Source organism: Hydrogenobaculum sp. 3684, from assembly GCF_000213785.1.
Lineage (GTDB): Bacteria > Aquificota > Aquificia > Aquificales > Aquificaceae > Hydrogenobaculum.
In genome coordinates, this window is record NC_015557.1 from 491,882 (window position 1) to 516,128 (window position 24,247).

Annotated in this window: 26 protein-coding genes and 3 riboswitches; of the genes, 5 read left to right on the plus strand and 21 right to left on the minus strand. The window is 34.9% G+C overall.

The features are described from left to right. Positions 1-52 precede the first annotated feature (52 nt). The 10 genes from HYD3684_RS02790 to HYD3684_RS02830 form a co-directional block, all read right to left on the minus strand. Positions 53-514, minus strand: a complete 462-nt coding sequence (locus tag HYD3684_RS02790; protein WP_158305775.1) for a methyl-accepting chemotaxis protein — start codon at positions 512-514, stop codon at positions 53-55. A 98-nt stretch (positions 515-612) separates the two neighbouring features. Continuing rightward, a complete protein-coding gene (locus HYD3684_RS08370; protein WP_158305776.1) occupies positions 613-891 on the minus strand; it encodes a hypothetical protein in 279 nt (92 codons plus the stop codon). Positions 892-914: 23 nt separating this feature from the next. Further along, positions 915-1,568 (minus strand): MarC family protein, encoded by a 654-nt coding sequence (locus HYD3684_RS02795; protein WP_015419175.1) that lies wholly within the window; start codon positions 1,566-1,568, stop codon positions 915-917. Further along, positions 1,541-2,113, minus strand: coding sequence for a hypothetical protein (locus HYD3684_RS02800; RefSeq protein WP_015419176.1), 573 nt, complete (start codon positions 2,111-2,113; stop codon positions 1,541-1,543). Before HYD3684_RS02800 ends, HYD3684_RS02795 begins: the two co-directional genes overlap by 28 nt. Beyond that, on the minus strand, positions 2,103-5,204 hold the full coding sequence (locus HYD3684_RS02805) for an efflux RND transporter permease subunit (protein ID WP_015419177.1): 3,102 nt from the start codon (positions 5,202-5,204) through the stop codon (positions 2,103-2,105). Before HYD3684_RS02805 ends, HYD3684_RS02800 begins: the two co-directional genes overlap by 11 nt. Then, on the minus strand, positions 5,201-6,370 hold the full coding sequence (locus tag HYD3684_RS02810; protein ID WP_015419178.1) for an efflux RND transporter periplasmic adaptor subunit: 1,170 nt from the start codon (positions 6,368-6,370) through the stop codon (positions 5,201-5,203). Before HYD3684_RS02810 ends, HYD3684_RS02805 begins: the two co-directional genes overlap by 4 nt. After that, positions 6,367-7,650, minus strand: coding sequence for a TolC family protein (locus HYD3684_RS02815; RefSeq protein ID WP_015419179.1), 1,284 nt, complete (start codon positions 7,648-7,650; stop codon positions 6,367-6,369). The genes HYD3684_RS02810 and HYD3684_RS02815 overlap by 4 nt, the downstream gene beginning before the upstream one ends. Then, positions 7,634-8,035 (minus strand): arsenate reductase ArsC, encoded by a 402-nt coding sequence (locus tag HYD3684_RS02820; RefSeq protein WP_015419180.1) that lies wholly within the window; start codon positions 8,033-8,035, stop codon positions 7,634-7,636. Before HYD3684_RS02820 ends, HYD3684_RS02815 begins: the two co-directional genes overlap by 17 nt. Beyond that, a complete protein-coding gene (locus tag HYD3684_RS02825) occupies positions 8,032-8,376 on the minus strand; it encodes a metalloregulator ArsR/SmtB family transcription factor (protein ID WP_015419181.1) in 345 nt (114 codons plus the stop codon). Before HYD3684_RS02825 ends, HYD3684_RS02820 begins: the two co-directional genes overlap by 4 nt. Next, on the minus strand, positions 8,373-8,651 hold the full coding sequence (locus HYD3684_RS02830; RefSeq protein ID WP_015419182.1) for a hypothetical protein: 279 nt from the start codon (positions 8,649-8,651) through the stop codon (positions 8,373-8,375). Before HYD3684_RS02830 ends, HYD3684_RS02825 begins: the two co-directional genes overlap by 4 nt. 100 nt (positions 8,652-8,751) lie before the next feature. Beyond that, positions 8,752-8,821: riboswitch (Fluoride riboswitch) on the plus strand. 92 nt (positions 8,822-8,913) lie between these two features. Here HYD3684_RS02830 and HYD3684_RS02835 point away from each other — a divergent pair. From HYD3684_RS02835 to HYD3684_RS02845, 3 genes are all read left to right on the plus strand, one after another. Then, the gene (locus tag HYD3684_RS02835) at positions 8,914-9,654 is read left to right on the plus strand and encodes a prenyltransferase/squalene oxidase repeat-containing protein (RefSeq protein WP_015419183.1); all 741 of its coding nucleotides are present in this window, start codon (positions 8,914-8,916) and stop codon (positions 9,652-9,654) included. Positions 9,655-9,780: 126 nt separating this feature from the next. Next, positions 9,781-10,971: a class I SAM-dependent methyltransferase gene (locus HYD3684_RS02840; RefSeq protein ID WP_015419184.1), complete on the plus strand. Its 1,191-nt coding sequence runs from the start codon at positions 9,781-9,783 to the stop codon at positions 10,969-10,971. Positions 10,972-11,015: 44 nt separating this feature from the next. Further along, positions 11,016-11,387, plus strand: coding sequence for a HEAT repeat domain-containing protein (locus tag HYD3684_RS02845; RefSeq protein ID WP_015419185.1), 372 nt, complete (start codon positions 11,016-11,018; stop codon positions 11,385-11,387). Here HYD3684_RS02845 and pyk read toward each other — a convergent pair. From pyk to HYD3684_RS02900, 11 genes are all read right to left on the minus strand, one after another. Further along, positions 11,384-12,817, minus strand: a complete 1,434-nt coding sequence (gene pyk / locus HYD3684_RS02850; protein ID WP_015419186.1) for a pyruvate kinase — start codon at positions 12,815-12,817, stop codon at positions 11,384-11,386. The two genes, HYD3684_RS02845 and pyk, sit on opposite strands and share 4 nt — an antisense overlap. 22 nt (positions 12,818-12,839) lie before the next feature. After that, the gene (locus HYD3684_RS02855) at positions 12,840-14,228 is read right to left on the minus strand and encodes a chloride channel protein (RefSeq protein WP_015419187.1); all 1,389 of its coding nucleotides are present in this window, start codon (positions 14,226-14,228) and stop codon (positions 12,840-12,842) included. After that, entirely contained in the window at positions 14,221-14,520 is a 300-nt protein-coding gene (locus HYD3684_RS02860; RefSeq protein WP_015419188.1) for a DUF190 domain-containing protein, read from the minus strand. Before HYD3684_RS02860 ends, HYD3684_RS02855 begins: the two co-directional genes overlap by 8 nt. Next, entirely contained in the window at positions 14,517-14,828 is a 312-nt protein-coding gene (locus HYD3684_RS02865) for a DUF190 domain-containing protein (RefSeq protein WP_015419189.1), read from the minus strand. Before HYD3684_RS02865 ends, HYD3684_RS02860 begins: the two co-directional genes overlap by 4 nt. Further along, a complete protein-coding gene (gene crcB, locus HYD3684_RS02870; RefSeq protein WP_015419190.1) occupies positions 14,825-15,193 on the minus strand; it encodes a fluoride efflux transporter CrcB in 369 nt (122 codons plus the stop codon). The genes HYD3684_RS02865 and crcB overlap by 4 nt, the downstream gene beginning before the upstream one ends. Positions 15,194-15,212: 19 nt before the next feature. Further along, positions 15,213-15,298: riboswitch (Fluoride riboswitch) on the minus strand. 46 nt (positions 15,299-15,344) lie between these two features. Next, a complete protein-coding gene (locus HYD3684_RS02875) occupies positions 15,345-17,204 on the minus strand; it encodes a proton-conducting transporter membrane subunit (RefSeq protein WP_015419191.1) in 1,860 nt (619 codons plus the stop codon). Beyond that, positions 17,198-17,650 (minus strand): hypothetical protein, encoded by a 453-nt coding sequence (locus HYD3684_RS02880; RefSeq protein WP_015419192.1) that lies wholly within the window; start codon positions 17,648-17,650, stop codon positions 17,198-17,200. Before HYD3684_RS02880 ends, HYD3684_RS02875 begins: the two co-directional genes overlap by 7 nt. A 13-nt stretch (positions 17,651-17,663) precedes the next feature. Further along, positions 17,664-18,887: a Ni,Fe-hydrogenase III large subunit gene (locus HYD3684_RS02885; RefSeq protein WP_015419193.1), complete on the minus strand. Its 1,224-nt coding sequence runs from the start codon at positions 18,885-18,887 to the stop codon at positions 17,664-17,666. Beyond that, the gene (locus tag HYD3684_RS02890; RefSeq protein WP_015419194.1) at positions 18,884-20,251 is read right to left on the minus strand and encodes a proton-conducting transporter membrane subunit; all 1,368 of its coding nucleotides are present in this window, start codon (positions 20,249-20,251) and stop codon (positions 18,884-18,886) included. The genes HYD3684_RS02885 and HYD3684_RS02890 overlap by 4 nt, the downstream gene beginning before the upstream one ends. Continuing rightward, on the minus strand, positions 20,248-20,871 hold the full coding sequence (locus tag HYD3684_RS02895; protein WP_015419195.1) for a hydrogenase 4 membrane component (E): 624 nt from the start codon (positions 20,869-20,871) through the stop codon (positions 20,248-20,250). Before HYD3684_RS02895 ends, HYD3684_RS02890 begins: the two co-directional genes overlap by 4 nt. A 1-nt stretch (position 20,872) precedes the next feature. After that, entirely contained in the window at positions 20,873-21,826 is a 954-nt protein-coding gene (locus HYD3684_RS02900) for an NADH-quinone oxidoreductase subunit H (protein ID WP_015419196.1), read from the minus strand. A gap of 121 nt (positions 21,827-21,947) precedes the next feature. After that, positions 21,948-22,033, minus strand: a riboswitch (Fluoride riboswitch). 108 nt (positions 22,034-22,141) lie between these two features. Between HYD3684_RS02900 and murC the strand changes: the two genes are divergently transcribed. Further along, a complete protein-coding gene (murC, locus tag HYD3684_RS02905) occupies positions 22,142-23,491 on the plus strand; it encodes a UDP-N-acetylmuramate--L-alanine ligase (protein ID WP_015419197.1) in 1,350 nt (449 codons plus the stop codon). Next, the gene (locus HYD3684_RS02910; protein ID WP_015419198.1) at positions 23,478-24,245 is read left to right on the plus strand and encodes a glycosyltransferase family 2 protein; all 768 of its coding nucleotides are present in this window, start codon (positions 23,478-23,480) and stop codon (positions 24,243-24,245) included. Before murC ends, HYD3684_RS02910 begins: the two co-directional genes overlap by 14 nt. Positions 24,246-24,247 lie beyond the last annotated feature (2 nt).

Genomic DNA, 24,247 nt, shown 5'->3' on the forward strand with positions numbered 1-24,247 from the left:
TTCACGAATAAGCAATTCTTTTTCTTCATTTTCTACAATTTTATCAGTATATTCAAACATTTCTCCACTTCTGTTCACCAGCACGAGCTGCTTCTATCTCAGCATTTAAAGACAGCATATTGGTTTGATCGGCTATTTCTCTTATAGTTGTTAAAATCTTTGTAATATTCTCCGTTTTTGATATAAGCGTTTGAATAGACTCGTTAGAACTTTTGATATCTTCTAAAATATTTTCTAAATCCTTTACCACATCCTCTACATCTTTAGTGGCGTTATTTGATAGCTGAGAGGTTTGTACGCTTTGTTCTTTTATAACGTTTAGCTTTGTAAAAATATTTTTTATATCTTTTTCTATTAACTTTAGGTTAGAAGATATCCCTCCACCTATTCTAGAAAGTTCTTGAGAAAAGTTTGCTCTTTCCATAAATCTTTCGTTTTCTTCTATTAAATTTAAAAGCTCTTTAAAACTTTTGGCTACTTCTAAAAAACTTCCCTTAAATATAGATTCGTTCATTGTTATATTTGTATTTTTAGTGGAAGCAGCTTTTATTATATTTGTTAAATCTACGATAAAGCTTTCTATTTGATTTAGTAAATTGTTAACGCTTTCTCTTAAGAGCTCAAGTTCACCGGCATCCTGAAAGTGTATTCTATCTGTGAGATCGCCATCAGAAGCTTTTTTAGTACCATAGATGCATCTTTTATAAACGATTGGACTTTCCTTATATTTACAAAAATAAACCATGCTGCTAAGAAGTTAAAAATATTTAAAACCCTTGCTATATCAAACAAACCATATTGGTAAATCTCTACTATCAAAGATATAGCAAATATTACTATAGATAGTATGTTAGTATACTGAATCTTTTCAAGCGATGATAACCTTTTCATAAAAATATTATATCATTAAAATTTTACTTTCCTAAAGTAGGAAACGCTAACTGTATTCCTTTTATAATAAACTGCATAGCCAAAGACATCAGAAGTATCCCCATAAGTCTTGATAATATGTTTATACCAATTTTACCAAGTATTTTGACTATTTTGTCTACGCTTTTAAAAACTAAAAACACTCCTATACAGGCCACTAAAATACTCAAAATCAACAAGACATGGTAAAATACGCTACGGTAAGAGGACGCTATTGTTATAACAGTACTAATAGCACCGGGTCCTGCCAAGAGGGGTATTGCTATGGGTACTATGGCTATATTTTCTTTTTGTTCAGCCTCTTCAAGTTCTTGATGGGAAGCTCTTTCTCTATGGGGCTGGCCAAATATCATATTTACAGATACAAACGATAGTATGATACCACCGCCTATTTGAAAAGCCCCAAGACCTATACCAAATATTTCAAACAAAAGATCGCCAAACAACACAAAAAATATCAAAGTAAGACCAGCGTATATGGAAGATGTTTTAACCACATAAGACAAGTCCTCTTTTGCATAGCCTTTTGTGAGGCTTACAAGCACCGGCAAAGCACCAAAGGGATTTAGGATAGCAAAAATAGATATGCTAAATTTTATTATAAAATAAATTATGTCAATTGCCTGCTTTCTGTCCATTTGAGTTTATTGTAAGCTATTATATGTAAAAATACAAGTATAAGATAGGTAAATGCCATTCTTGTATAAGTGGAAGAAAAATTTACATGTAAATGGTGTATTGGTAAATATTTTATTAAAAGCAAAGTATAGACAACATCCAACAAGAGTACTGCTAAAAACAGCTTTTTGTTCACTTTCCTCAAAAATATCGCTATCGCAAAAATGGGAAATATGTATATGTAAGGATGGTATTTTACTACAAAATCAAAAAAAACATCGGCTTTTCTAACACTTACCAAGATACTAAGTACAAGCCCCACCATACTGTATAGTATACCCATTGGGTAAAACTTGTTGGTTTTTCCTTTTAGGCTTTTAATATGAATAAAAATAAGTAAAACAGGTATCACATACAAAAGCAAAAACAGATATCCCGTATCGTAAGATGACACCTTGATGTAATTTATAACATCATGTCTTATACTCTTTGTAAAAGCCTCAAACAAGGCAAGTATTGAAAACAACATGGATATAGCCGGAATGATATATACTTTAGGTTTCATTGTTTTGTCCTTTTTTAGAAAGTAAATAATAAAACGTTGGTACATAAACCAAGCTTAAAAATGTACCTAAAAGAAGTCCACCTATAGCCACTGCCGCCAAAGGAGCAAGTCTTTCAAGTCCTATAGCCCATTCTAAGGCTATTGGTATCATACCCACTGCTGTACCAAAGGCTGTCATCAAAACAGGTCTTGTTCTTAGTCTTATACTTTCTGATATGGCTTGTTTTAAATCCATGCCCTCTTTTTGACGCTCTTGGATAAAATCTATAAGAAGTATTGAGTTTTTAACTATTATGCTTCCTAAAAGCACAAAACCCATAATAGCTGGCAATGAGCCGTGTTTATCCATTATAAGCAAAGCCCAAGCCCCACCTATTGCACCAAGGGGTATCGCAAGTATGATAGCAAGAGGGGACCTCCAAGAACCAAACACAGGCACAAGCACCAGATAAAGAAGCACTATGCCTATACCTATGGCTTTTGCCATCCTACCCATAGAATCGCTCATCATGGATATATCTCCAGTTTGTTCCATTTTTACATCTGGTGGGAGTTTTATGTGTAGTTTCTTAAATTCTCTGTCAAAACTATCCATTATATGAGTGATTGGATATGTAGATCTATAACCATAAAGATCAATGGTATACTCCATAGCTTGTCTTGTGATAACGGTGGGTTGATGACTTACTACAAAATGCCCAAAAGCTTCCAATGGTATAAATCCATCCGGTGTTTTGATAGGGTAAGTTTTAAACTTAAAAAGCTTGTCCCTATCTTGAGGATAGGATATAACCCTTATGAGATATCCAGTTTGATTTGGTATTGTGAAAACAGATGAAACCAAACCGCTAAGCCCCTGAGCTACCTGCGATGCTACGGCAAAAGGAGTAGTGTGATAAAATGCACATTTTTGCTTATCTATCTTAAAATCATATTCCAAAGCGTTCATATCCCAAGATCTCGAGTAGGATTTTAGACCTTTGGTATGGGCAAGTACTTTCATAATCTCATTACCCGCTTCGTTTAGAGCGCTCAAAGATGGGCTAAAAAGTGTTACATCGAGGTTAGCGGTTATAGAAGAAACTGCTGTAGCACCATAATCATAAACATCCGCATACTCAACATCCGGAAGCGTATGTATAAAATTTCTTATCTCATCTTCAAGTTGCCACAAAGTTTTTGTCCTTTTGAAGCGATTTATAAAATGAATAGTCATTGAAGCTTGGTAAGGCGTACCACCACCCACTGTAAAAACACCTGGCTCTGTACCTATGGCTATGGATGTGGTTTTTGTAACGTATCTGCCGTCTGATTTTAAGCTATATATGTATTTTTCTATCTTGGCGGTTTCTTCATCTACTTTGTATATAGATGTGTTTGGATAAAATGTTACTTTTGCTATAGCAATACCAGTATCCATAGGCGGCATAAGATCTCTTCCTTCTAAAGGCAAGATATCCCTCAGGCTTATGACAAAAAGAAGCACCCCCAAAATCATGAAAACCCTCATAGCTATTTTGTTGTTTATCATAAGAGCGTTCCAGCTTATATAAAAGCTCTTAAGAGGGTTCAGTATCTTTTCTACAACGTTGTTTATAAATGTCTCAAAGGGTAGTTTTTTACCTTCAGATTTTAAAAACCTAACACTAACAATAGGTATAAACGTTATAGAAACAATATAAGAAACAAGCACTGCTATTATAAGCGTTCCAGCTAAAGGTCTAAATATACGTTCAGGATAGCTTCCTACAAACAAAAGTGGCAAAAGCACTATAGATGTAGCCAAAGTCCCGGCAAACACCACAAGCATAACCTCTTTGGTACCATCGATCGCCGCTTGTATTGGGCTTTTATTAAGCTCTACATAATGCCTTTCTATATTTTCAAGTATAACTATAGCATCATCTACAAGCATGCCAAGTGCAAGGATTATAGCTGTAAGGGTAACTAAGTCAAACTCCATACCCAGTATCCACATAATACCTATGGTACCAGCGTAAACAAAAGGTATTGACATAGCAGAGATCAAGGTCATCCTAAGATCTGCTAAGAATATAAATATCACCAAAGATGTAAATATAATTGCATCTCTTAGAGCTTCAAACATGTTGTCGTTTGATAACTCTATTAGTCTTTTTTGAGAATCAGCTACTTGTATGTTTAGTTCTGGGAACTCGTTTCTTAATTTTGGCAAAAGCTTATAAACCGCATCTATAGTGGTAAGAGCAGCTCCTCCGTAAGGCCTTTGTATAGCTAAGGCTATAGCCTGATGCCCATTTGCTCTATACATGGATCTTGGGTCTTGGATAGCGTATTTGACGGTGGCGATATCTTTTAGGGCTATATTGGGTGTTATGTATATGTTTTTAATTTGATTTAAGCTCTTGGCTTCAGTTTTTAGCTTAAATACATATTGGGAGTTTTTGTTTAATATAATACCCATAGGTACATCTTTGTTGGCAAACTTAACAGCATCTATAACATCTGAAACGCTTAGATGATAAGAGGCGAGCTTTATAGGGTCTATTTCTACATCTATCTCTTTTTGATAACCCCCAAACACATCTACGTTTGACACGACACCTGTTCTAAGAAGAGAGGGTTTTAGATAGTTATCCGCTATATACCTTACGTCTGCAAGAGATAAGTTTGTACCCTTTTTAGGCCATACGCCTAATACTACCACCGGTGGGGTGTAAGAGGTGATGGGATATATGGCTGGTTCTTGGATATCTGAAGGAAGTAAGCTTCTTATCTTTGTGATAGAGTTTGCCACGTCTGTTTCTGCTTGGCCTATGCTTTTACCGTAATGAAACTCTGCAGTGACCACAGAAAGCCCATCCTGAGAAGCAGAAAACACCCTTCTTACTCCATCTATAGTATAAAGCTCTCTTTCTATCACAGAACTAACGTGATCGGCTACATATTTAGCAGAAGCACCGGGTTCTATGGTAACCACTGCCACTTGAGGCCTATTGGAAGGTGGAAACAAATCCCTTGGGAGTTCAAAATATCCAATGATCCCAAGAAAAATGGCAACTATAAGAATGGCAAAAACTGCGTGAGGCTTTTTTATATAGTAGTTTATCATTTTGAGCCCTCTGTTAGGACTTTTTGTCCTTCTTGGATGGATAGCATCTCAGATCTATTTGCTATACCAAGTCTTACATTTGGAGGTATATCTTTTGTACAAAAATACTCGTCGTTTCTTGCAATTGGTGTAAAAGCTGCCCAGTGGACCTTGTTGTTTATTATCTCAAGAGCATAATAGCCTTTTGATGTATGATTCACTGCATTTTTTGGTATAAGAGTAGCGCTACACTGGCCTTTTGTAAGCTCTGTCTTCACATACATATCTGGGATTGCACCTATGGTGTTTTGATCTAAATATAGTTTTATGCTTACCATATTGTTTTGGGCTTTTGGTATGATAGTTTCTACTGTGGCATTTTGAGTTTTTCCATTTAGTTTTATGGTTTCTACATCACCTACTTTTACATAATTTACAAAGTCTTGTGGCACATCCACATAAACCTCATATTTACCATCGGTGCCTTCCAAATCAAGGATTGGTTTTCCGGGTATAGCCAAATTCCCCTCTTTTAAATAGCGCTTTGATACCACACCATCAAAAGGAGCTACAATGGTTGTATACTTTAGATCATCTTCTAAAGCCTTTATTTGATTGCCAATGCCCATCATTGTCTGTGAGAGCCCTTCTATTTGATTTATAGTAGCCTCATATTGGGACTTTGCCTCTTGATATAGATCTTGGGATTTTTCAAAAGCCTCTTCTGATATGGCATCGTGATGATAAAGCACCGTGTCTCTTTCATATATCTTTTTTTGGTTTATATATTTGGTTTTTAAAGCTTCTAAATTCCTTTTTAAAGCCTCTTGTTGAAAAGCTATGGATGCTTGGTTATTTCTTAAAGCGTTTATATTAGAAACTATATTTGAGTCGTCTAATTTTACCAACAAATCTCCTTTTTTAACCTTTGTGCCTTCTTTAGCCACATAGAGGATATAAGCACTCACTCTCGATGCTATACTTGCCTCGTTTTTGGGTTCAAATTTACCCAAAAATGTTTCTTTATCAGCTATTGTTCCCTCTTGTGTCGTTGCCGTTTTTAATACGATGGGATATGCCTTTGCCGCTTCTTCATCTTCTATATACTCTTTCCTTTCTATAAAAGCGTAAATAGCTAAAACTATCACAAGAATAGCTATAACAATACCAACTGCTTTAGCTTTCATAACTTCTCTCCTAACACGTAATCCATATATTTTTGCATGAGATAAAGGGTATATTGATTTTTATACATATCTGCAAGTGTGTTGTAGCAGTTTGCTATCGCCAAAAGAGTATCATACATATCCCCAGCACCAGTTTTATACTTTAGTTCTTCTATCTTCATCACCTCTTCTGCGTAAGCAAGCGCTTTTTGAGAAGCTCTTAGGTTTTCTTTTGCGGAATTTAATTTTGAATAAGCATCTACCACCTCTTTTCTTATATCAAGGGCGGTTTGATCGTAGTCTTTTTTTGTATTTAGGTATTCTTTGTGAGTTGATAGTATATCAAAATACCTTTTCCCAAAATCAAATATTGGCACAGATGCCATAAGGTTATAACTCCATTGAGGCTCTTCGGCACCACCACCTATGATTTTTGAATATGTGTAGTTAAAATAAATATTTGGTAGATACGAGCTCTTAGCTAAGAAAAGCTTTCTTTTGGCAATATATTCGTTTTCTTTTGCCACTTTTAACTCATATCTGTTTTTTAGGGCTATATTTATAAGTTGTTCTAAATTTCCAAAATGTTCTTCTTTGTACTTGATAGGTTCAAAATGCCAATCTATGGATTTTAAACCTGTTAGCGTGTTTAAAGATGCTTTTACAGAGTTTATATCGTCTCTTATGGATTTTATACTGGCTTTGGTTAGAGCTAACTCATATTGGACTTTCATCAAATCCACCGGTGCAAACTTTCCAAGCTTTACTCCCAAAGACACATCTTGATAAAGCTTTTCTAAGGCTTTTAGCCTTTGCTGCTGAGCCATGAGATCTTTTTTTAGGATAATGCCGTTTATATATATAGAATAAACGTTGAAAACGATTTGCCTTTTAGTAAGTTTATAGTTGTACTTTGCTATATTGCTTGCTAAATCAGATATTTTTATATTTTCTAAAAGCTTAAAACCAGTAAACAAAGGGATTGTATAAGATAAAGACAGCGTAGTCAAATTGTAAGCGCTTGGTGGTATTGAGCTTGGTGAAAGCGGAAGCTTTGGTACAAAGGGTATGAGAAGCCTTGGAGTGTTAAATTTTGATGTATCGGCGTTTATATCTACCTCACCAAGTTTTGACACTATGGCTTTTTTGTGCTCTTGTTCTTTTATATAGACGTTGTTTTTGGCTTTTTGGATAAAGGTATTGTGCTTTAAACTAAGATCTATAGCCTCTTTTAGGCTCAAAGAAAACCCGTTTACACTTAAGATAAGACCAGATATAAAAATTTTAAGTTTCAAGTTCATACAAAAAATCTTTTACCTTTTGTTTTATGATGTCTCTAACGCTTCTAAAAACGTTTATATCGTTTGTTTTGGCTGGGTCTTCTAAACCCCAGTGAAGATGTTTAACTCCTGGTATGTTTGGGCAAGCCTCTTCACCGCATAGTGTGATATATATATCAAGGTCTTTTAGAGGTATATCTTCCAAGGCTTTTGGATATTGAGAACTTATATCTATCCCATCTTCTTTCATTACCTCTATGGCCAAAGGATGTATTTGATCTTTTGGGTTCATCCCAGCGGAGTATATGTTGTGTTTGGATTTTAAATCCTTTAAAAAATGCTTTGCATAGCCCTCTGCCATTTGGCTTCTACAAGAGTTTCCCACACATATAAAAGCTATGTTCATGATCTTGGCCCCTCCTCTATGCTACAAGATAAATCCTCTACAAGTATGCCATGCAACATATCAACATTTATAGATTCTATTATAACATCTTTTAAAAGCTCCAAAACTTGGTTTTCTTTGTTTATTGAATAATAAACCCATTTGCCTTGTTTTCTGGCTTTTAGTAAAGAAGCATCTTTTAAAATCCTAAGATGAAAAGAGATATTTGGCTGAGATATGTTAAAATGCTTCATGAAACTACATACGCATATCTCTTCTTCTTTTAGTAACACACTTATTATCTCAAGCCTTATATCATCAGAAAGCGCATAAAATATGCGCCTTAGCTCTTCTTTTGTCATTTTACTATTACTTTGGATTTTTCCATAGAAGCTTTTATATCCTCTTCTGTCACATCGCCTTTTATCTCTATGCTAAGCTTGCCGTTTTCTTTCTTAAAATCCATAAAACTAACCTTGGCTTTCATTTCATTGCTCATACACTCACATCTTCCTGCTTTGCAGTTTTCCACTATTTGCTCTACTTTGCTTGGATCCACATCTTCTACTATATCTATTTTAACACCTTCTTGGGTTTGTTTTACTTCGCTTACGTCTTTTAGCTTTTTGCCTTCCATAAACATTACCTCCTTTTAGGTTAGTATTTATTATATAAAAAATTTTTTATATATACAATGAGTTTTCTCATAGTAGTTTTATGCTTTTAATGGTAAAATATAATCACCAGGAGATGGCGTTCTCCTTTAACCGCCTCCTTCAAAAGGGGGCTGATAACGCCTACAAGCTCTGAGATATTTTAGGAGGTTTTATGAACTATCCCGCAGCGCTTGTAGGCGACATTGAAGCTTTTACAATTAATATATGGAGGGGTATATAAAGATGGAAAAAGCTATTGAAAAATCTGTAGAATATGTGATGTCTAAGCTTTGTAGCGATGGCGGGTATTCGTTTTATAGACATATATATTTGGAAGAAACAAACATTTACGATACTTACTATGCCATAAGAACGCTTATAATGTTTGGTAAAAGTATATCTGATAAAACTATCAGGTATATCCTAAACTCATTTTTAGAGGCTGATACACTTGAAAAATATTATTATTCTATTAGATGTATTGAGCTTTTAAAAGAAGATCCTAGAACATATAGAAAAGGCGTTGAGCTACACTTTGAGATATCAACCAAACAATTAGAAGATATAAACTTAGAACTTTTAAGGATACTGATGTTTAAAAGGATATCAGCATATTACGATATAGGATACTCTGAAGAAAAAACCAAGCATTTTATAAGCTCTATAGATAAATCAGATATAAAAACGGTTTCTTTAATATACGCTATAACAGGTAATTTAGAAAAAGATATAGACCCTTATTTTGACAAGGATTTAGGCATAGTGCCAATCCCTAACTTAAAATATACAAACATTTCAACTCTTTATGCAGGTTATTGGCTTTTAAAAGCTCTAAACAGAGAATTAAAGTACATTTCAAAAGCAAAAGAGTTTGTACTTATGACCCAGGACAAATACGGCGCTTTTTCAGAAACCAAAGAAGCTCTACCAGATTTAAGATCAAACTACTGCGGTATTTTCATATTGAACATATTGAACCTATGAATAAAGAAATATAGAAAGTAGAATGATGATAATAAATATTTTAGGCAAAAGACGAGTGCAAAAATTTTTGATGGGCTCAAGTGAGGCTTTATCTTATGTAAGAAAAATAAAAGGAGGAGGTTATAAATGTTAGAATCTTTAATTCAGGAGATTGGTAAAAGGTTAGAAGAAGGACTATGCGTCGAGCTTCCAGACGGTAGAGTTCTCGGTAGTGGTAATTGCAAAGTTAAAATCAAAGATAAGAATGTTATATTAAACATACTAAAAGATCCTGAAATGGGCTTTGGAGAGGCATACATGAAAGGAGCCATAGAGATAGATGGAGATATTGAGAGATTTTTAGTGGCCTCCTTTAATTATCTTGAAGAAAATAAACTAAACAAAAATTTTAGAAATAGTTTATTTAGAAATATTCTTAGATATATTGGACTTCTGAAGTTTACTGAGGAAAAGGAAGTAAGAAGTCATTACGATCTTGGCAACGACTTTTATAAGCTTTGGCTTGATGATTCTATGACATATTCTTGTGCTTTCTTTACAGATGCACATCAGAGCTTAGAGATGGCGCAAAAGGAAAAAAGGAAGATTATATATGAAAAACTGCAACTTACCGAGGGGGATAAATTGTTGGATATAGGCTGTGGTTGGGGTGCCATAATTCTTGAAGCATCAAAACTATACAACATAGAAACTGTAGGTATAACAGTTTCAAAAAACCAATACGATTATATAAAATCAAAGATAGAAAACAATGGACTAAGTAGTAGAACAAGAGTTTATCTAATGCACTATGAAGATCTACCACGTCTTGGAGAGAAGTTTAACAAAATAGTTTCGGTAGGTATGTTTGAGCATGTAGGTAAAGGAAGACATAAAGACTTCTTTAAAATAGTACACAATACTATTGAAGAAAAAGGCCTTTTTCTTCTTCACACCATAGGAAAGGGTTTACCAGAAAGCCCGAGCAAGTGGATAAGAAAATACATATTTCCCGGAGGGTATGTACCTGCACTTACCGAAATAATTGAAGCAACCAAAGGGTTAGAATTCAACCTCATAGATATAGATGATTGGAGACTCCATTATTACAAGACGCTTCAAGAGTGGAGAAAAAGATTTTATAAGCATGCCGAAGAAGTTGTGAAAAAAAATGGCGAGGAGTTCTTCCGTATGTGGGACCTTTACTTAATAGGTTCTGCGGTATCGTTCCTAACCGGTTCCAATCATCTTTTTCAAATTCTTTTTTCTAAAGGTGTACTTAATGAATACCCTGTTATAAAAAGACAATTCCTTAGCCCTATAACTGTTAATAAATAAGCTATGATTATTCATATTGAACCTATGGATAAAGGAATAAAGCAATGAAATGGTTTTGTCCTTATTGCTGGGCTGAACTAAAAGGGGATGAAAGGATATGCCCCAATTGCGGGAAAGATATCTATCATTTTACATCTCTTGATTTTGATGAAAAACTCTTATATGGCCTTGATAACCCAACACCAGAAAATAGAATGCTTGTAATAGAAGTAATAGAAAAAAGAAAAAATCAAAAAGCTGTTCCTAAGCTTTGTAGTATGCTATCAGAAGAAAGAGACACCTACGAGCTAATGGCTATCGTTAAAGCCCTTTTGTCTATATCAAACAAAGAAGCTATAGATTGTCTTAAGCATCATAACTTTGATAAAAACGTCATACTAAGAAAGTTTTTAGAAGATCATCTTAATAAATATTAGAGTTTTATAACCTCCAAAGAGTTACCAACGTCTTTATTTCTTTTAGAAGGTCCTCTAAGAAGCACTGCGTAAGTGTTTTGTAGGCTTTTATAAAGATTATCTCCAACGATGTTTTTTATATACTCTTTCCAAGCGTTTACACTGTATTTGTCGGTGGGAGGGTTTTGATCGTAAAAGCCAAAAACCCCGTAAGAGAACCCCAAATGTTTTTTCACCCTTTCATCACGTGTGATACCAAGCACCCAGACAGGGAGTTTAAACTTGCTCATACGCCTTGCTGTAGTACCGCTGGTGGTGGGTACAATCATAAGAGATGCGTTTATATGCTTTGCCATGTTAAAAGCGTTGTATGCCATTATATCTTCTAAGGTGTTTAAAGTTGATAGCTCTTGTAAAAAAGCTTTGTAAATAGGGTTTTTGTCAAACTCTTTTTCAGCGCACGCTGCTATATTTGCCAACGTAGATACCACCAAATCTGGTTGTTTTCCTATCGCAGACTCTTCAGATACCATAATGCAATCTGTTCCATCCAATATGGCGTTGGCAACATCTGAGGCTTCTGCCCTTGTGGGTCTTGGGCTTTCTACCATAGATTCAAGCATCTGGGTAGCTGTTATTACAGGTTTTCCAGCTAAGTTGGCTTTTTTGATGATATGTTTTTGGGTCATAGCTATACATTCTATAGGGGTTTCTATGCCAAGATCCCCTCTTGCCACCATGATACCATCTGAGGCTTCTAAAATCTCATCTATATTTTTTAAAGCCTGTGGTCTTTCTATTTTAGCTATTATAAAAGGATGATAATCTATGGTGTTGCAATACTCTTTTGCATCTATTACATCTGATTGATCTTTTACAAAGGATACGCTTATAGCATCCATATCTATCTTTTTAGCAAAATCAATGCATCTTTTTTCATAATCACCGATGGCTTTTACCGGAAGGTCTACATTTGGTAAATTTACACCTTTGTGAGAAGAGATCTTACCAGCACTTAGGCTAACAGCGTACACCTTATCATCTTCTACTTTCTCCACCATTAGCTCTACGAAACCATCGTTCATGTATATACTATCACCTGCTTTCACATACTTACTAAAATCCTTAAAATTTATTGGTATTACTCCTTCTTGGGGCTTTTCTGATAAGATGAGAATATCTCCTTTCTTAATCTCCATCGGTTTGATATCCCCTATTCTTATCTTTGGTCCCGGTAAATCTCCCATTATCGTTACATCTTTGCCTACTATTTTTGAGGCTTTTCTTATATTTTCTACAACGCTTTTGTGCTCTTCAAAACTCCCATGAGCAAAGTTTATCCTTGCAATGTTCATTCCATTTTCTATCATCTTTGTAAGAGTTTCAATCTCTTGTGAAGCTGGTCCTATGGTACATACGATCTTTGTTTTACTTTTTGAAAACTCTATCATCTTACCCCCTCCTATTATAATTTTAAGCTAGGCTTTTGTAAGCGGGAGAATCTTCTCTTGTTTTTACTTGGGATTTGTATATAGAATAATCTCCAGAGACCAGGTAAGCTACCGCCACCGCCAACATACAAGCTGGTAAAAGCTGATAACTACCAGTCATCTCTACAACCATAAGAGTCACTGCCACAGGAGCCTTACCAGCAGCGCCAAACAAAGCCAACATACCAACTATTACAAAACCACCTATATGACTTGTATTCACCAAAGACGGAAAAAGCTGATGGTAAACAATACCAAGCCCCGCTCCTAAAAATCCACCTATAAAAAGCCCCGGTGCAAACACACCCCCAGAAGCTCCAGAACCTACCGTCAAAGATGTGGCTATTATTTTTATAAAAGCCAACAAAACAAAGAATATAAAAAGAGGAATACCGTATGTATTAAACATACTAAACTTGGTATCTATAGCACCCTGAAGCCAACCGTAACCAGTTCCTAAAACCTCCGGGAAAGCCATACCTATAATACCTGTTAAAAACATACCTATGACAGGTTTTAAATATATGTTTGTTTTTAGGCTTTTAAAAAGATTATCTTTAAAATAATAAAATGTTCTTGCATATATGCGCCCAACGATTCCGCACACGATACCTAAGATTATATAAAGGGGCAATCTTAGAGGGTTAAAATTTTGTAGATAATACCCAAACACAGGCACAAAACCAACGATACTCCCAAATATAGAATATCCTACAGCAGAAGCCACAAGCCCAGGAAATATGATATCGGCTTGTAAATCAGATTTATAAAGGATTTCAGCTCCTAAGATAGCACCACCTATGGGAGCTTTAAAGATAGTACCTATACCTGCTCCTATACCCACGGCCAACATCCTTTCCCTATCTTTTTCGCTGAGCCCCAAAAGTCTTGCAAGCCAAGAGCCTATCCCTGCAGATATGAGCGCCGTAGGACCTTCTCTTCCAGCAGAACCCCCAGATCCTATAGTAATAGCAGAAGCTATGGTCTTTATAAAAATTACCCTATCTCTTATAAAACCTTTTTTGTTGTGATAGGCATCTATTGCTGCATCGGTACCATGTCCCTCAGCCTCCGGAGCCCACTTAAACACTATGAATCCAGCTATAAAACCACCAAAAGCTATTACAATGGGTAATAGATAAACCAATCCTGGCTTAAAAATAAGGTTGTTTGTTTCCTCACCAGTGGGAGATGGTATATGATAATGAAGGATTTTGTTAAAAAATATAAACTCACAAAGCTTTAAACTATAATAAAAGAAAAGAGCACCAAGTCCAGATATAACACCGTTTATTAGTCCAAGTATAAACCACTTTAAAAAATAATCTTGCCTTGATATAAAACTACCTATCTTGTGGAATATATTATCCATACACTACCTCACAATCTGATATAACAATATGAATATTTTTGTCTTTTAGTCTGTCTACAAGAGTGTTTATTTTTTCATCTTCATCTACTATCTCCATCTTCATACCCGGATTGTAAGATTCTACCTCTATATACTCGTTTGAAACCCGCCCAGAAGGCCCATAAGAATAAATTGACTCGTATATAGTGGCGCCTTTTATACCAATTTCTTCTAAAAGCCCATAGATATAATTTTTTACATTTTTATGCCCTATTTTATCTTGCTCTTTGTAGTATATTCTTAGCTTCTTCATCTTACTATCTCCACCTCTTCAAGGGTTATAAGACCTGTGTTTAGCTCTTGAAGTATATTTTTTAATACAGGTAATATTTTTTCTATATTCTCTTTTGTGTCTATGATTTCAATGGCTACTGGTTCATTCTTTTCAAATAAACCATGATGATGTATTTTATGGGATTTACCATAACCCTCTATAGCTCTAAACACCGTTGCACCGTGAATACCGTTTTCCATACAAACATGCTCTATGCTACTACACAAAGATTTACCCTTATACTTTATCCCATGCTCTATAAGTATTTGAAGAAGATACCCTTTCATAACAAACCTCCCAAAAATCTACCAAGAGCCACAAATAAAAACCCAATTACGTTTGTGCCCACTATGTAATAAAAAGCTTTGAGATAATCTGCATTGTTTATAAGACCTATGCCTTCTAATGTAAATGTAGAAAATGTCGTATATCCACCAAGAAAGCCTGTTATAAGAAGAAGTCTTATGTTTGGAGGAGCATCTATCACCTCAGTTAGGTATATGCTTAAAAACCCTATTAAAAACGCTCCCGTTGTATTTATCACCATTGTACCAAGAGGAAAGTTTGGCACAAACTTCTGAATAAAAATAGAGACCAGATACCTGGTCAAAGCACCTACACCACCACCTAAAAGAACCACTAAGTAGTTCACATCACCTCCTCAAAATATAGAGTAGGTAGGCGTTATTAGCCTTATATGTGAGGCGGTTTTGATGCTTTTATGAGCATCAAGGAGAACGCCATCTCCTTGGCTAACATTATACAAAATCACATACATAAGTTCAATGATCTTACTCAATTAATCAAAGTTTAAAAACAATCAGTGCTATGACAAATATAGCTATGATATAAATAATGTAATAATGTAAATAACCATTCATAATTATGTTTGACACAATAGCGCTTAATCGTTTGAAAAAGCGTACCAAGAAATCGTATATAGCGTTTGATATATCGTAGGTTTCGACACTGGTTCTTAGTTCTTTCGTTCTATATATGCCTCTTAACACATACTCCACTATAAAAGAATAGCCTCTGGTATTGTAAACCTCGTTTTCTTTCAAAGGTAAACCTCCAACCCAAGGTATGGTGGTTTTTACATTTTTGTTTTGGGCTTTTAGTATGATCAACAAACTTATCAAGAAAAATCCTACCACGATGAAAAACATGAAAGGCGATATGACACCAAATATCGGTCTACTTGAGACAATAAGCGTAGGTTTAGGGACACCTAAAAGCCCATCCAAGAACTCTTCGTATCCAAGATATTTTATTATTAAAAACGATAAAACACCGCTTGTTATAATAAGAAAACTAAGTATATTTTCTGCCCATTTCATTGTAAAATCTTTAAACCTTTTTAGTTCAAAGTTTAGTTCACCAAGATCAGAAAATCCCACAAGCTTTTTCATACTAAAAGAACTAAGTCCCATCGCAAGAGCTATCAAAATACCGGCAAAAGTGATTATAAACTTCAATAGAAAATCAGAAAACTTGTAAGATTGAAACAAGCTTTCAAGAAGCATCCACTCTGCTACAAAACCCACCAACGGAGGCACCGCACTAAAAGATAAACCGGATATAAGTAAGCCTATACCGGCGGGTTTGCTAATGTGCTTTAAAATACCCCTTACATCATCTATGGAATCTCTTCCAAGCATCTCTTTTGCATGCCCAATGGTTAAAAACATCGTGGTTTTTGATAAAGAATGAGCTATTATGATGATGAGCGCTGTAAGGTAGGAAAATTTTGACAGCACCGTTAAATGGCTGTATTTCGCAAGTGCGCTCAGACCAACGGCTGTTAGTATCATGCCGTTGTTTTCTATAGTAGAATAAGCCGGTAGTGTTTTTAAATGGGTTTCTCTGGCCGCCTGTAAAGCACCCCAAAAAGCACTTATAGAACCTATTATTATTGCCAAAATCCCCAATACATAAGAATAATTATCGCTTAGAACCAATACCCTAAATACACCGTAGGCTCCTATAAGTGTTAATGGTACAGAAAGAATGGCGGCTATGTTTGAAGGGGCTTTAGGATAAACCAAAGGAACCCATATATGGGTTGGAACTCCGTCCATTTTCATAACAAATCCCAAAAACGCAAAAACCGCAAACAAAACGTTGTTGTATCCAGCTTTAAACAAAAACAAACCGTTTGAAGCTATTACTACAGCAAAACCCACAAACAAAAGAGCGTAAGAGACTTCAGAAAAAGCTAAAAAGATATAACCCTCTTTTTGGGTGTTTGGTCTTTCTAATATGCTGAAAAAAAGGATTATGGTTACAAATTTAAAAGCGATAAGAAAACTTATAAAATCCGCTGCACAAAAAACAATAAGCATACTAAGCATCAGAAAGTTCATCAAAAAAGCCATAGACTTTTTAAAAAGCTTACCAAAGTCTATAGAGTAAAAAGCCATCAAAGCAAAGCATATGTAAGCAATGATTATAAAAAACGATGATACTTTGTCTATGTTTATACCTAAACTAACGTTGTTGTATATATCCCATTGATGGTAAAATCCATCTTTGTACCCTTCAAAGCCAAGCACAACTGCAGATATAGCACCCAAAACACCAAAGCTATAACTTATTGTTCTATTAAAAGAAAACACCATTCCCAAAAGGAAAAAAATTATCGCTAGTACAAATGCTAACATATCAAACCCCTTTTGGCTATCTCCACCAATTTTTTAAATATTTCCTCAGCTTCCAAATTTCCTTTCAAGCGTCCCACCAGGTTTGGCAAGTCAATATCAACGCCGTTTTCAAAAGTTTCATTTTCTATAAGAAGTACTCCAAAAGGCTCTGGCATCTGATTTATAGCCTCTTTAACTATCGGCAGCATTTTCTCTGTGGGTTTTGATAAGATAATCAACAAATCCGCATGTCTTGGCGTATTTACAAAGAAAATGCCGTACCTGTGAATGTTGTATTTTGGAGACATAAGGCTGTAAAATTCTAAAAGGAGTTCTACATCAGATCCAGCATCAATCACAAATACATGCAAAGATCTTCTGAAAGGGTTTCTGGGCTTAGAAGGAATGTCAAACTTGTATCTTTTGCTGTATCTTTTTGAAAGTCCGTAAATTGGCCAAAACAACATAATCTATCCTCCGCTATTTTGCCGCATCTGCGAAAAAGGCTCCAAAAGAGTCTATCGTAAAAGCAAAATCTGTAAAAATTTGGCCCACCAAAGATGCTTCCATCGCTTTTATCAAAAACATGGAAGGCGTTGAAATATAGACGTATTTAATTTTATCTCCTAAAAGCTCAATATAATAATAAATTGCACCGCTTGGAGACTCAGCAAAGCCAATTGCCGTTCTTTTTTGATTATCCTTTTCAATTTTAATGTTTGTTTTGTTGTTTGATGTTTTAAGCTTTTGGAAAAGCTTTTTTATAAGTTCCATAGATTGCATGATTTCCTCAGCTCTTACTATCATCCTTGAAAGAGAATCTCCGCCCTCATGCACTATGCTATCAAAGCCCTCCAACAGCTCTTCGTAAACTCTGGTATCTAAAGATGCACCTATGGCTTTAAGAGCTGGCCCATCAAAATTGATAGATTCAAAATCCTCCATTGTCAAAATACCTGTGTTGTGCAACCTATCTAAATAATTGTAGCTTTTTAAAGAAAACTGATAAAGCTTCGAAAACTCTTTTACTATGTCATCAAGCTTTTTAACAAACTCTTCCATCTTATCTTTAGATATACCTTTGATTGTGCCAATAGTGTTTATATTTTTTAAAAATCTACTTCCAAAAAACGTTTTGTTTAAACTAAGTATTTCATCAAATAGATATATTAGATGATTTGTAAAAACCTTTTGGGCAGCAGCACCGCTAAGACGAGATATAACAAATATATGGTTAAATATACGCTCCACCTCAAGAAGTATAAGCCTCATAATCTTTGTGTTATCGTCTGGTGTTATACCAAATGCCTCTTCCACAGCCCTTGAAAACGCACAAGAATGAGAAAAGGAAAAGCTTGCACAAATTTGTTCTGATAGTTTTAAAGCCTCAAAGATATCTTTGTTTATCATCTTATTTTCTATAAATCTTGACTTGTAGGTATTGTCTATATAAACCTCTTTCATTCTCTCTCCGTAAGTGTATATATTAAAAACCACAGACTCAAACAATGCCCCAGCCGAAGGTCCAAGTCTAAAGTTAAAAAGCTCATCTTTGGTTTCTTTGGCTTTTATTAAACCTTTTTGCCAATTGTAAGCTTTAAAGTCTTTACTTTGAGAGCTATCCACAAAACCTACAAATGTTCCAGAGCTTACAAAAAGTTGCTCTTTGCCATCGATATTTACTATACCAAGAAGCCTTTTCATTTTATAACTCCCTCAATAAACCTATAAAAGATAGGAACTATAAGTATCACAAACGCAGCCAATGTTATAAATATTACCGGTACAAAGGTAAAAGGACTTTCTTTTGCAGAAGATACTGGTTTTGTCTCATCGTTAAATACCATGTTTATCACCCTGTAGTTTATAAACAAAAATCCACACATCAAAAAGAAAAATAAAGCAACTCCTACAATCCAACCATAATAGTTTATAGTTTTTGATACTATTAAAAGCTCACCAAAAAATGTGGCAAAAGGTGGTGTGCCTGTAACCGCAAGCGCACCAAAGAACAAAAATAAACCAGTTTTCGGCATAATCTTAATAAGCCCTTTAACATCTTCGATCTTTCTTGTTTTAAGTTCATGAAGCATGTTGCCTGTTAACATAAACACGCCGGATTTGGCAAAAGCGTGAGTGAATATCAAAACGATAGTACCAAACAAAGCGTAAGAGCCCAAACTTACGCCTATCAACGAAAGACCCATATTTTCAACAGATGAATAGGCAAACAGCCTTTTGTACAACCTTTGATTTAAAGTCATGATACTACCAGTCATAACGCTTAAAAAGCCTAAAACAAATGCAAATTTTGATAAAGATGGATCTTGATAAACTTCAAAAAACCTTATCAAAGGATACAAGGATACAGGCAGTAAAACAGCGCTAAATATAGCACTTATAGGAGCTGGAGCTTTCCCATGGGCGTCCGGAAGCCATGTATACATAGGGAAAATACCAATCTTTGTCCCATAGCCTATCACAAGCAACATCCCGCTAAGGAAAAACAAGCTACCTTGATTTTGTCGGCTTAAAAGATCTGTTATAGATAACGTATGGGCTGATGAGTACAAAAAGAGCGTCCCCACAAGGCCAATTGTAAGGCCCACAGATACTATCATGATGTATCTCCAGGCTGCTTCAAGAGCTGCTATATCATTTTCTGAGGCCACAAGTAAAGCTGTGGCAAAAGTAGTAGCCTCTATGGAAACCCAAAAAAGACCAAAATTGTTTAAAGTCACACTAAAAAGCATGATACCAACAAATATATCCAGGAGTGAAAAATATTGACAAGATTTTACAAGATGTCCATGAGAATGTTCTAAATATCCTATTGAAAATATCACTACACCAAGATAAACAGAAGATATCATGAGCAGAAAAATCTTTGATAAGCTATCCACATAAAAGAATGCGGTAAATCTATCTGGCTCAAACAATAGAAAGATTGAAAACACCAAAGCCAAAAAACTAGCCAAAACCGATGCTTCTTTGTGCTTACTTCTAAAAAGACTAAAACTTAAAATAGCACCAAGCGTTGCAGATATAGAAGGCAATAAATATATCATCCTAAAAGTTCCTCCTCTTTTTCTATATCTTCATCCCTTACCCTCATTAAAAGACCGGCCACCACCACAACACCCAAAACATCCAAGATAATACCAGCTTCTACTATAAAAGGCAGTTCACTAAAGAGAAAAGAAAGCAAGAACATAGAATTTTCCATCACAAGATAACCAATTAATTGTGAATAAGCGTTAGAACGAGAGACTATTAAAAAAGCACCTTGAAGCATAAGGGTAATAGGGATAGAAACCAAAGATTGACCATATCCGGCCAAAATCAAATAATATACAAGGTATCCAAACACAGCCAAAAGCAAAGATATAAGTATAGAAAGACCTGTGCTAATCCTATGTTTATTTTCCCTTGCTCTATATATTTGCTTTCTTATAGTATTACCCAAATACAAAGGCATTGCTATAGCTCTTGTTATAATTGTCAGTAAAGCTAGTATAATGAGGGCTGTAAAACCGTGAAAAACCCCAGCCCACAACAAAAAGATACCTAAAATCCAAGACTGCACAGAAAATGTTTTGATATTGCTTATAGTATAAGCTTGCCATTGCATAAAAATAGAAAGTATAATTTCCCAAAAACCCACCAGCGCAAATATCTCCTTTTCCATATTAGCCTCCGTTTACCACGTAGAACACCACCATTGCCATCAATGCAAAGCTAAAAGCTATGAGAATATAATCAAAGATCTTAAACAATCTGTACTTGGAGACTATGTTGTTTATAATAGCAAAGATAGCCAAGAGTAAAATAATCTTTAGAAAGTTTATAAACATATAGAGAACTATAGCCAATATGTTAAATTTCATAGGTACAAAAAACGGCAATGTGAATACGTTAAGAAAAACATTCATTAGAAGAAAAGATTTTATGTAGCTTCCCAACTTTAAAAGTGCCAGCTCCCTGCCAGAGTACTCTAAACTCATAAGACTATCGATAGAGCCAAACTCGTTGGGCGTATGGCTTTCAATGGGAAGCTGTCCAGTTTCTATTATAAGCACCAGGAAAAACGCAACGCCTACAAAAAGGTGTACCAAAGAGAAAAACCAACTGGTAGATGTTTGTAAAATATTGTTTATTACATATGGATTGTTGGTACCCGATATAACACCAAACATTATAAATATTAGAAGGATAATGGGTTCTGTAAAAATACCTATACTTGAGGCCCTTGAAGCACCCAATATTGAATAGCTGTTTCTGGAGTCTAAAGAAGCCAACTTCAAAAAAGTAGAAGCTGCACCAAACACCAACCCACCACCTACAAAATCCACCACAGGTCCAAAAAGCAAAGGAAAGGCTGTTATTATAGGCAATACCAGCGTCAGAAATAAATACATTCCAAAAGTAATGTAAGGAACGTAGGAGAAAAAACCTGAAGCAGTTTTTGGATAAATGCTTTGCTTTCTAAAAAACTTAAAAAGATTGTAATACTCTTGGAATATAGAAGGTCCACGCCTTGAAGAAAGCCTCTCATCAAACACATGAAGTATGCCAACGGCCAAAGGAGCCAGGGCAAAAACATACAAAAGCTGTAATATGCTTAAGAAAAACAGATTAAGCATAAAACTTATAAACTATTAAACAATGATACAAAGATAAAAAGAACCTTTAATCGTTCCCACCCAAGAACAACTTTCTTTACTCTCACAGGGCTAACCATACACCTTACCTCCTCAAAATATAGAGTAGGTAGGCGTTATTAGCCTTATATGTGAGGCGGTTTTGATGCTTTTATGAGCATCAAGGAGAACGCCATCTCCTTAAACCTGAGGTTATTATAACAAAACATCTAAATGCTTTCTATGATAGGTATCATTATATATAAAAAATTTTTTATACAAAATTGTTTATTTTGTGTTGGTGCTATAATATAACAAATGTTTAGAGAAAAATTTAGAAAGTTTCATTTTATAGGTATTGGTGGTATAGGTATGAGCGGTATCGCTAAGATACTGCTTGATATGGGTTATGAGGTATCTGGCTCCGATGTTAGAGAAAACGATGTTATAAAGGAACTAAAAGAAAAAGGAGCCACCGTCTACATAGGACATGATGCTAAAAATGTGATAGGAAAGGAAGTAGTAGTTTATTCTTCTGCTATATCAAATGTAAACGAAGAGCTTTTAAAAGCCAAAGAGCTTGGACTTCAGGTGATATCAAGAGGGGATATGTTGGCAGATTTGTTTAGAATGAAAGAGGGGATAGCCATATCTGGATCTCACGGCAAAACCACCACCACATCCATGATTTCTCATATATCACATATAGCTGGACTAGATCCTACTGTTTTAATAGGTGGTATCTTACAGACCTTTGGTTCAAACGCAGTACTTGGAAAAAGCGAGCTTTTGATATCTGAGGCCGATGAGTCTGACGGATCTTTTTTAAAACTAAACTCTGTTATAAACGTAGTTACCAACATAGACAAAGAGCATATTGGATATTACAAAGATTACGAAGATATAAAAGAAGCCTTTGTAAATTTTATAAACAACGTACCTTTTTACGGGGCATCGGTGGTAAATATAGACGATACCGGTGTTAGATCTATATTATCAAAAATACATAAAAAGATCATCACTTACGGGATAGAATCTGGGGATTTTCAAGCTAAAAATATAGTTTTTAACAGCGACAACACCCGTTTTGATGTATTTTACAAAGGTATAAAACTAAACACAATAGAGCTTCAAATCCCAGGTATCCACAACGTTTACAACGCACTTGCTTCAATAGCCGTTTCAACGCTTATGGAAATAGAACAACCTGTTATAAGAGAAGCTCTTAAAAGCTTTAAAAACGCCAAAAGAAGGATTGAATTTGTAGGTGAAAAAAACACAAACCTCATCTACGATGATTACGGACATCATCCAACGGAGATAAAAAGCGTTTACGAAGCACTAAAATCAAAATATAAAGATAAAAATATAGTAGTGGTATTCCAACCGCATAGATATTCAAGAACTTACTATCTTATAGACGATTTTGTAGATCTTTTTAAAAGCTTAGATAAGGTATTCTTACTTGATATATACGGGGCTTCTGAGGAAAACACGTTTGGTATTTCTTCTTTAGATATGATAAACAAAGTATCAAAAGAAGAGTGTATATATATACCATCAAAAGAAGAGCTTTTTGATAGGCTTGATGAACTAAAAGATAGCGTCATTGTATTTATGGGGGCTGGTTCTATAGGCCAATGGTCTCATGAGTATGCAAAGACGTAAAATATCTTTTGTAATTCTTACAAAAAACGAAGAAAAAAACATAAAAAGAGCCATAGAAAGCATAAAAGATGTAGCAGATGAGATACTTGTAATAGATTCAGGTTCTACTGACAAAACCATAGATATTGCAAAATCTTACGGCGCCAACGTTATATTTAACGAATGGATAAGCTATCCATCACAGGTAAACTTTGGTATATCAAAAGCCAAAAACGATATTGTTTTTATCTTAGATGCCGATGAAGAACTATCGGATGAGCTTAAAAACTCTTTGGAGTATTTTTTATCATCAGATTATGAGATAGGGATAATAACAAGACGTACATTTTATATGGGAGATTTTTTAAAACATATATGGAACGATGAAAAGCTTATAAGGGTTTTTAAAAAAGATGTTTGTAAATATAGCGGTGATCTTCATGAAAAGGTCATATGCAACCACAACAAATATTATGAGCTAAAAGGCTATTTAAACCACTATTCTTTTAAAAGCCTAAAAGATCAGTTTGAAAGAACGCTAAAATACGCTCAGACAAGTGCCGATATCATGTGTAAAAACAACAAGCCCTTTCATATCTACAATCTTATCCTAAACCCCTTTTGGATTTTTTTTAAATTTTTTATATTAAAAGCTGGATACAAAGAAGGTATAAAAGGTTTTATCATAGCTTTTTCTGGTATGTTTTATGTATTTATGAAATACGCTTTTTTATACGAATGCCAAAAATCCAAAGAAAAAGAGCTTTGGAAATAAAT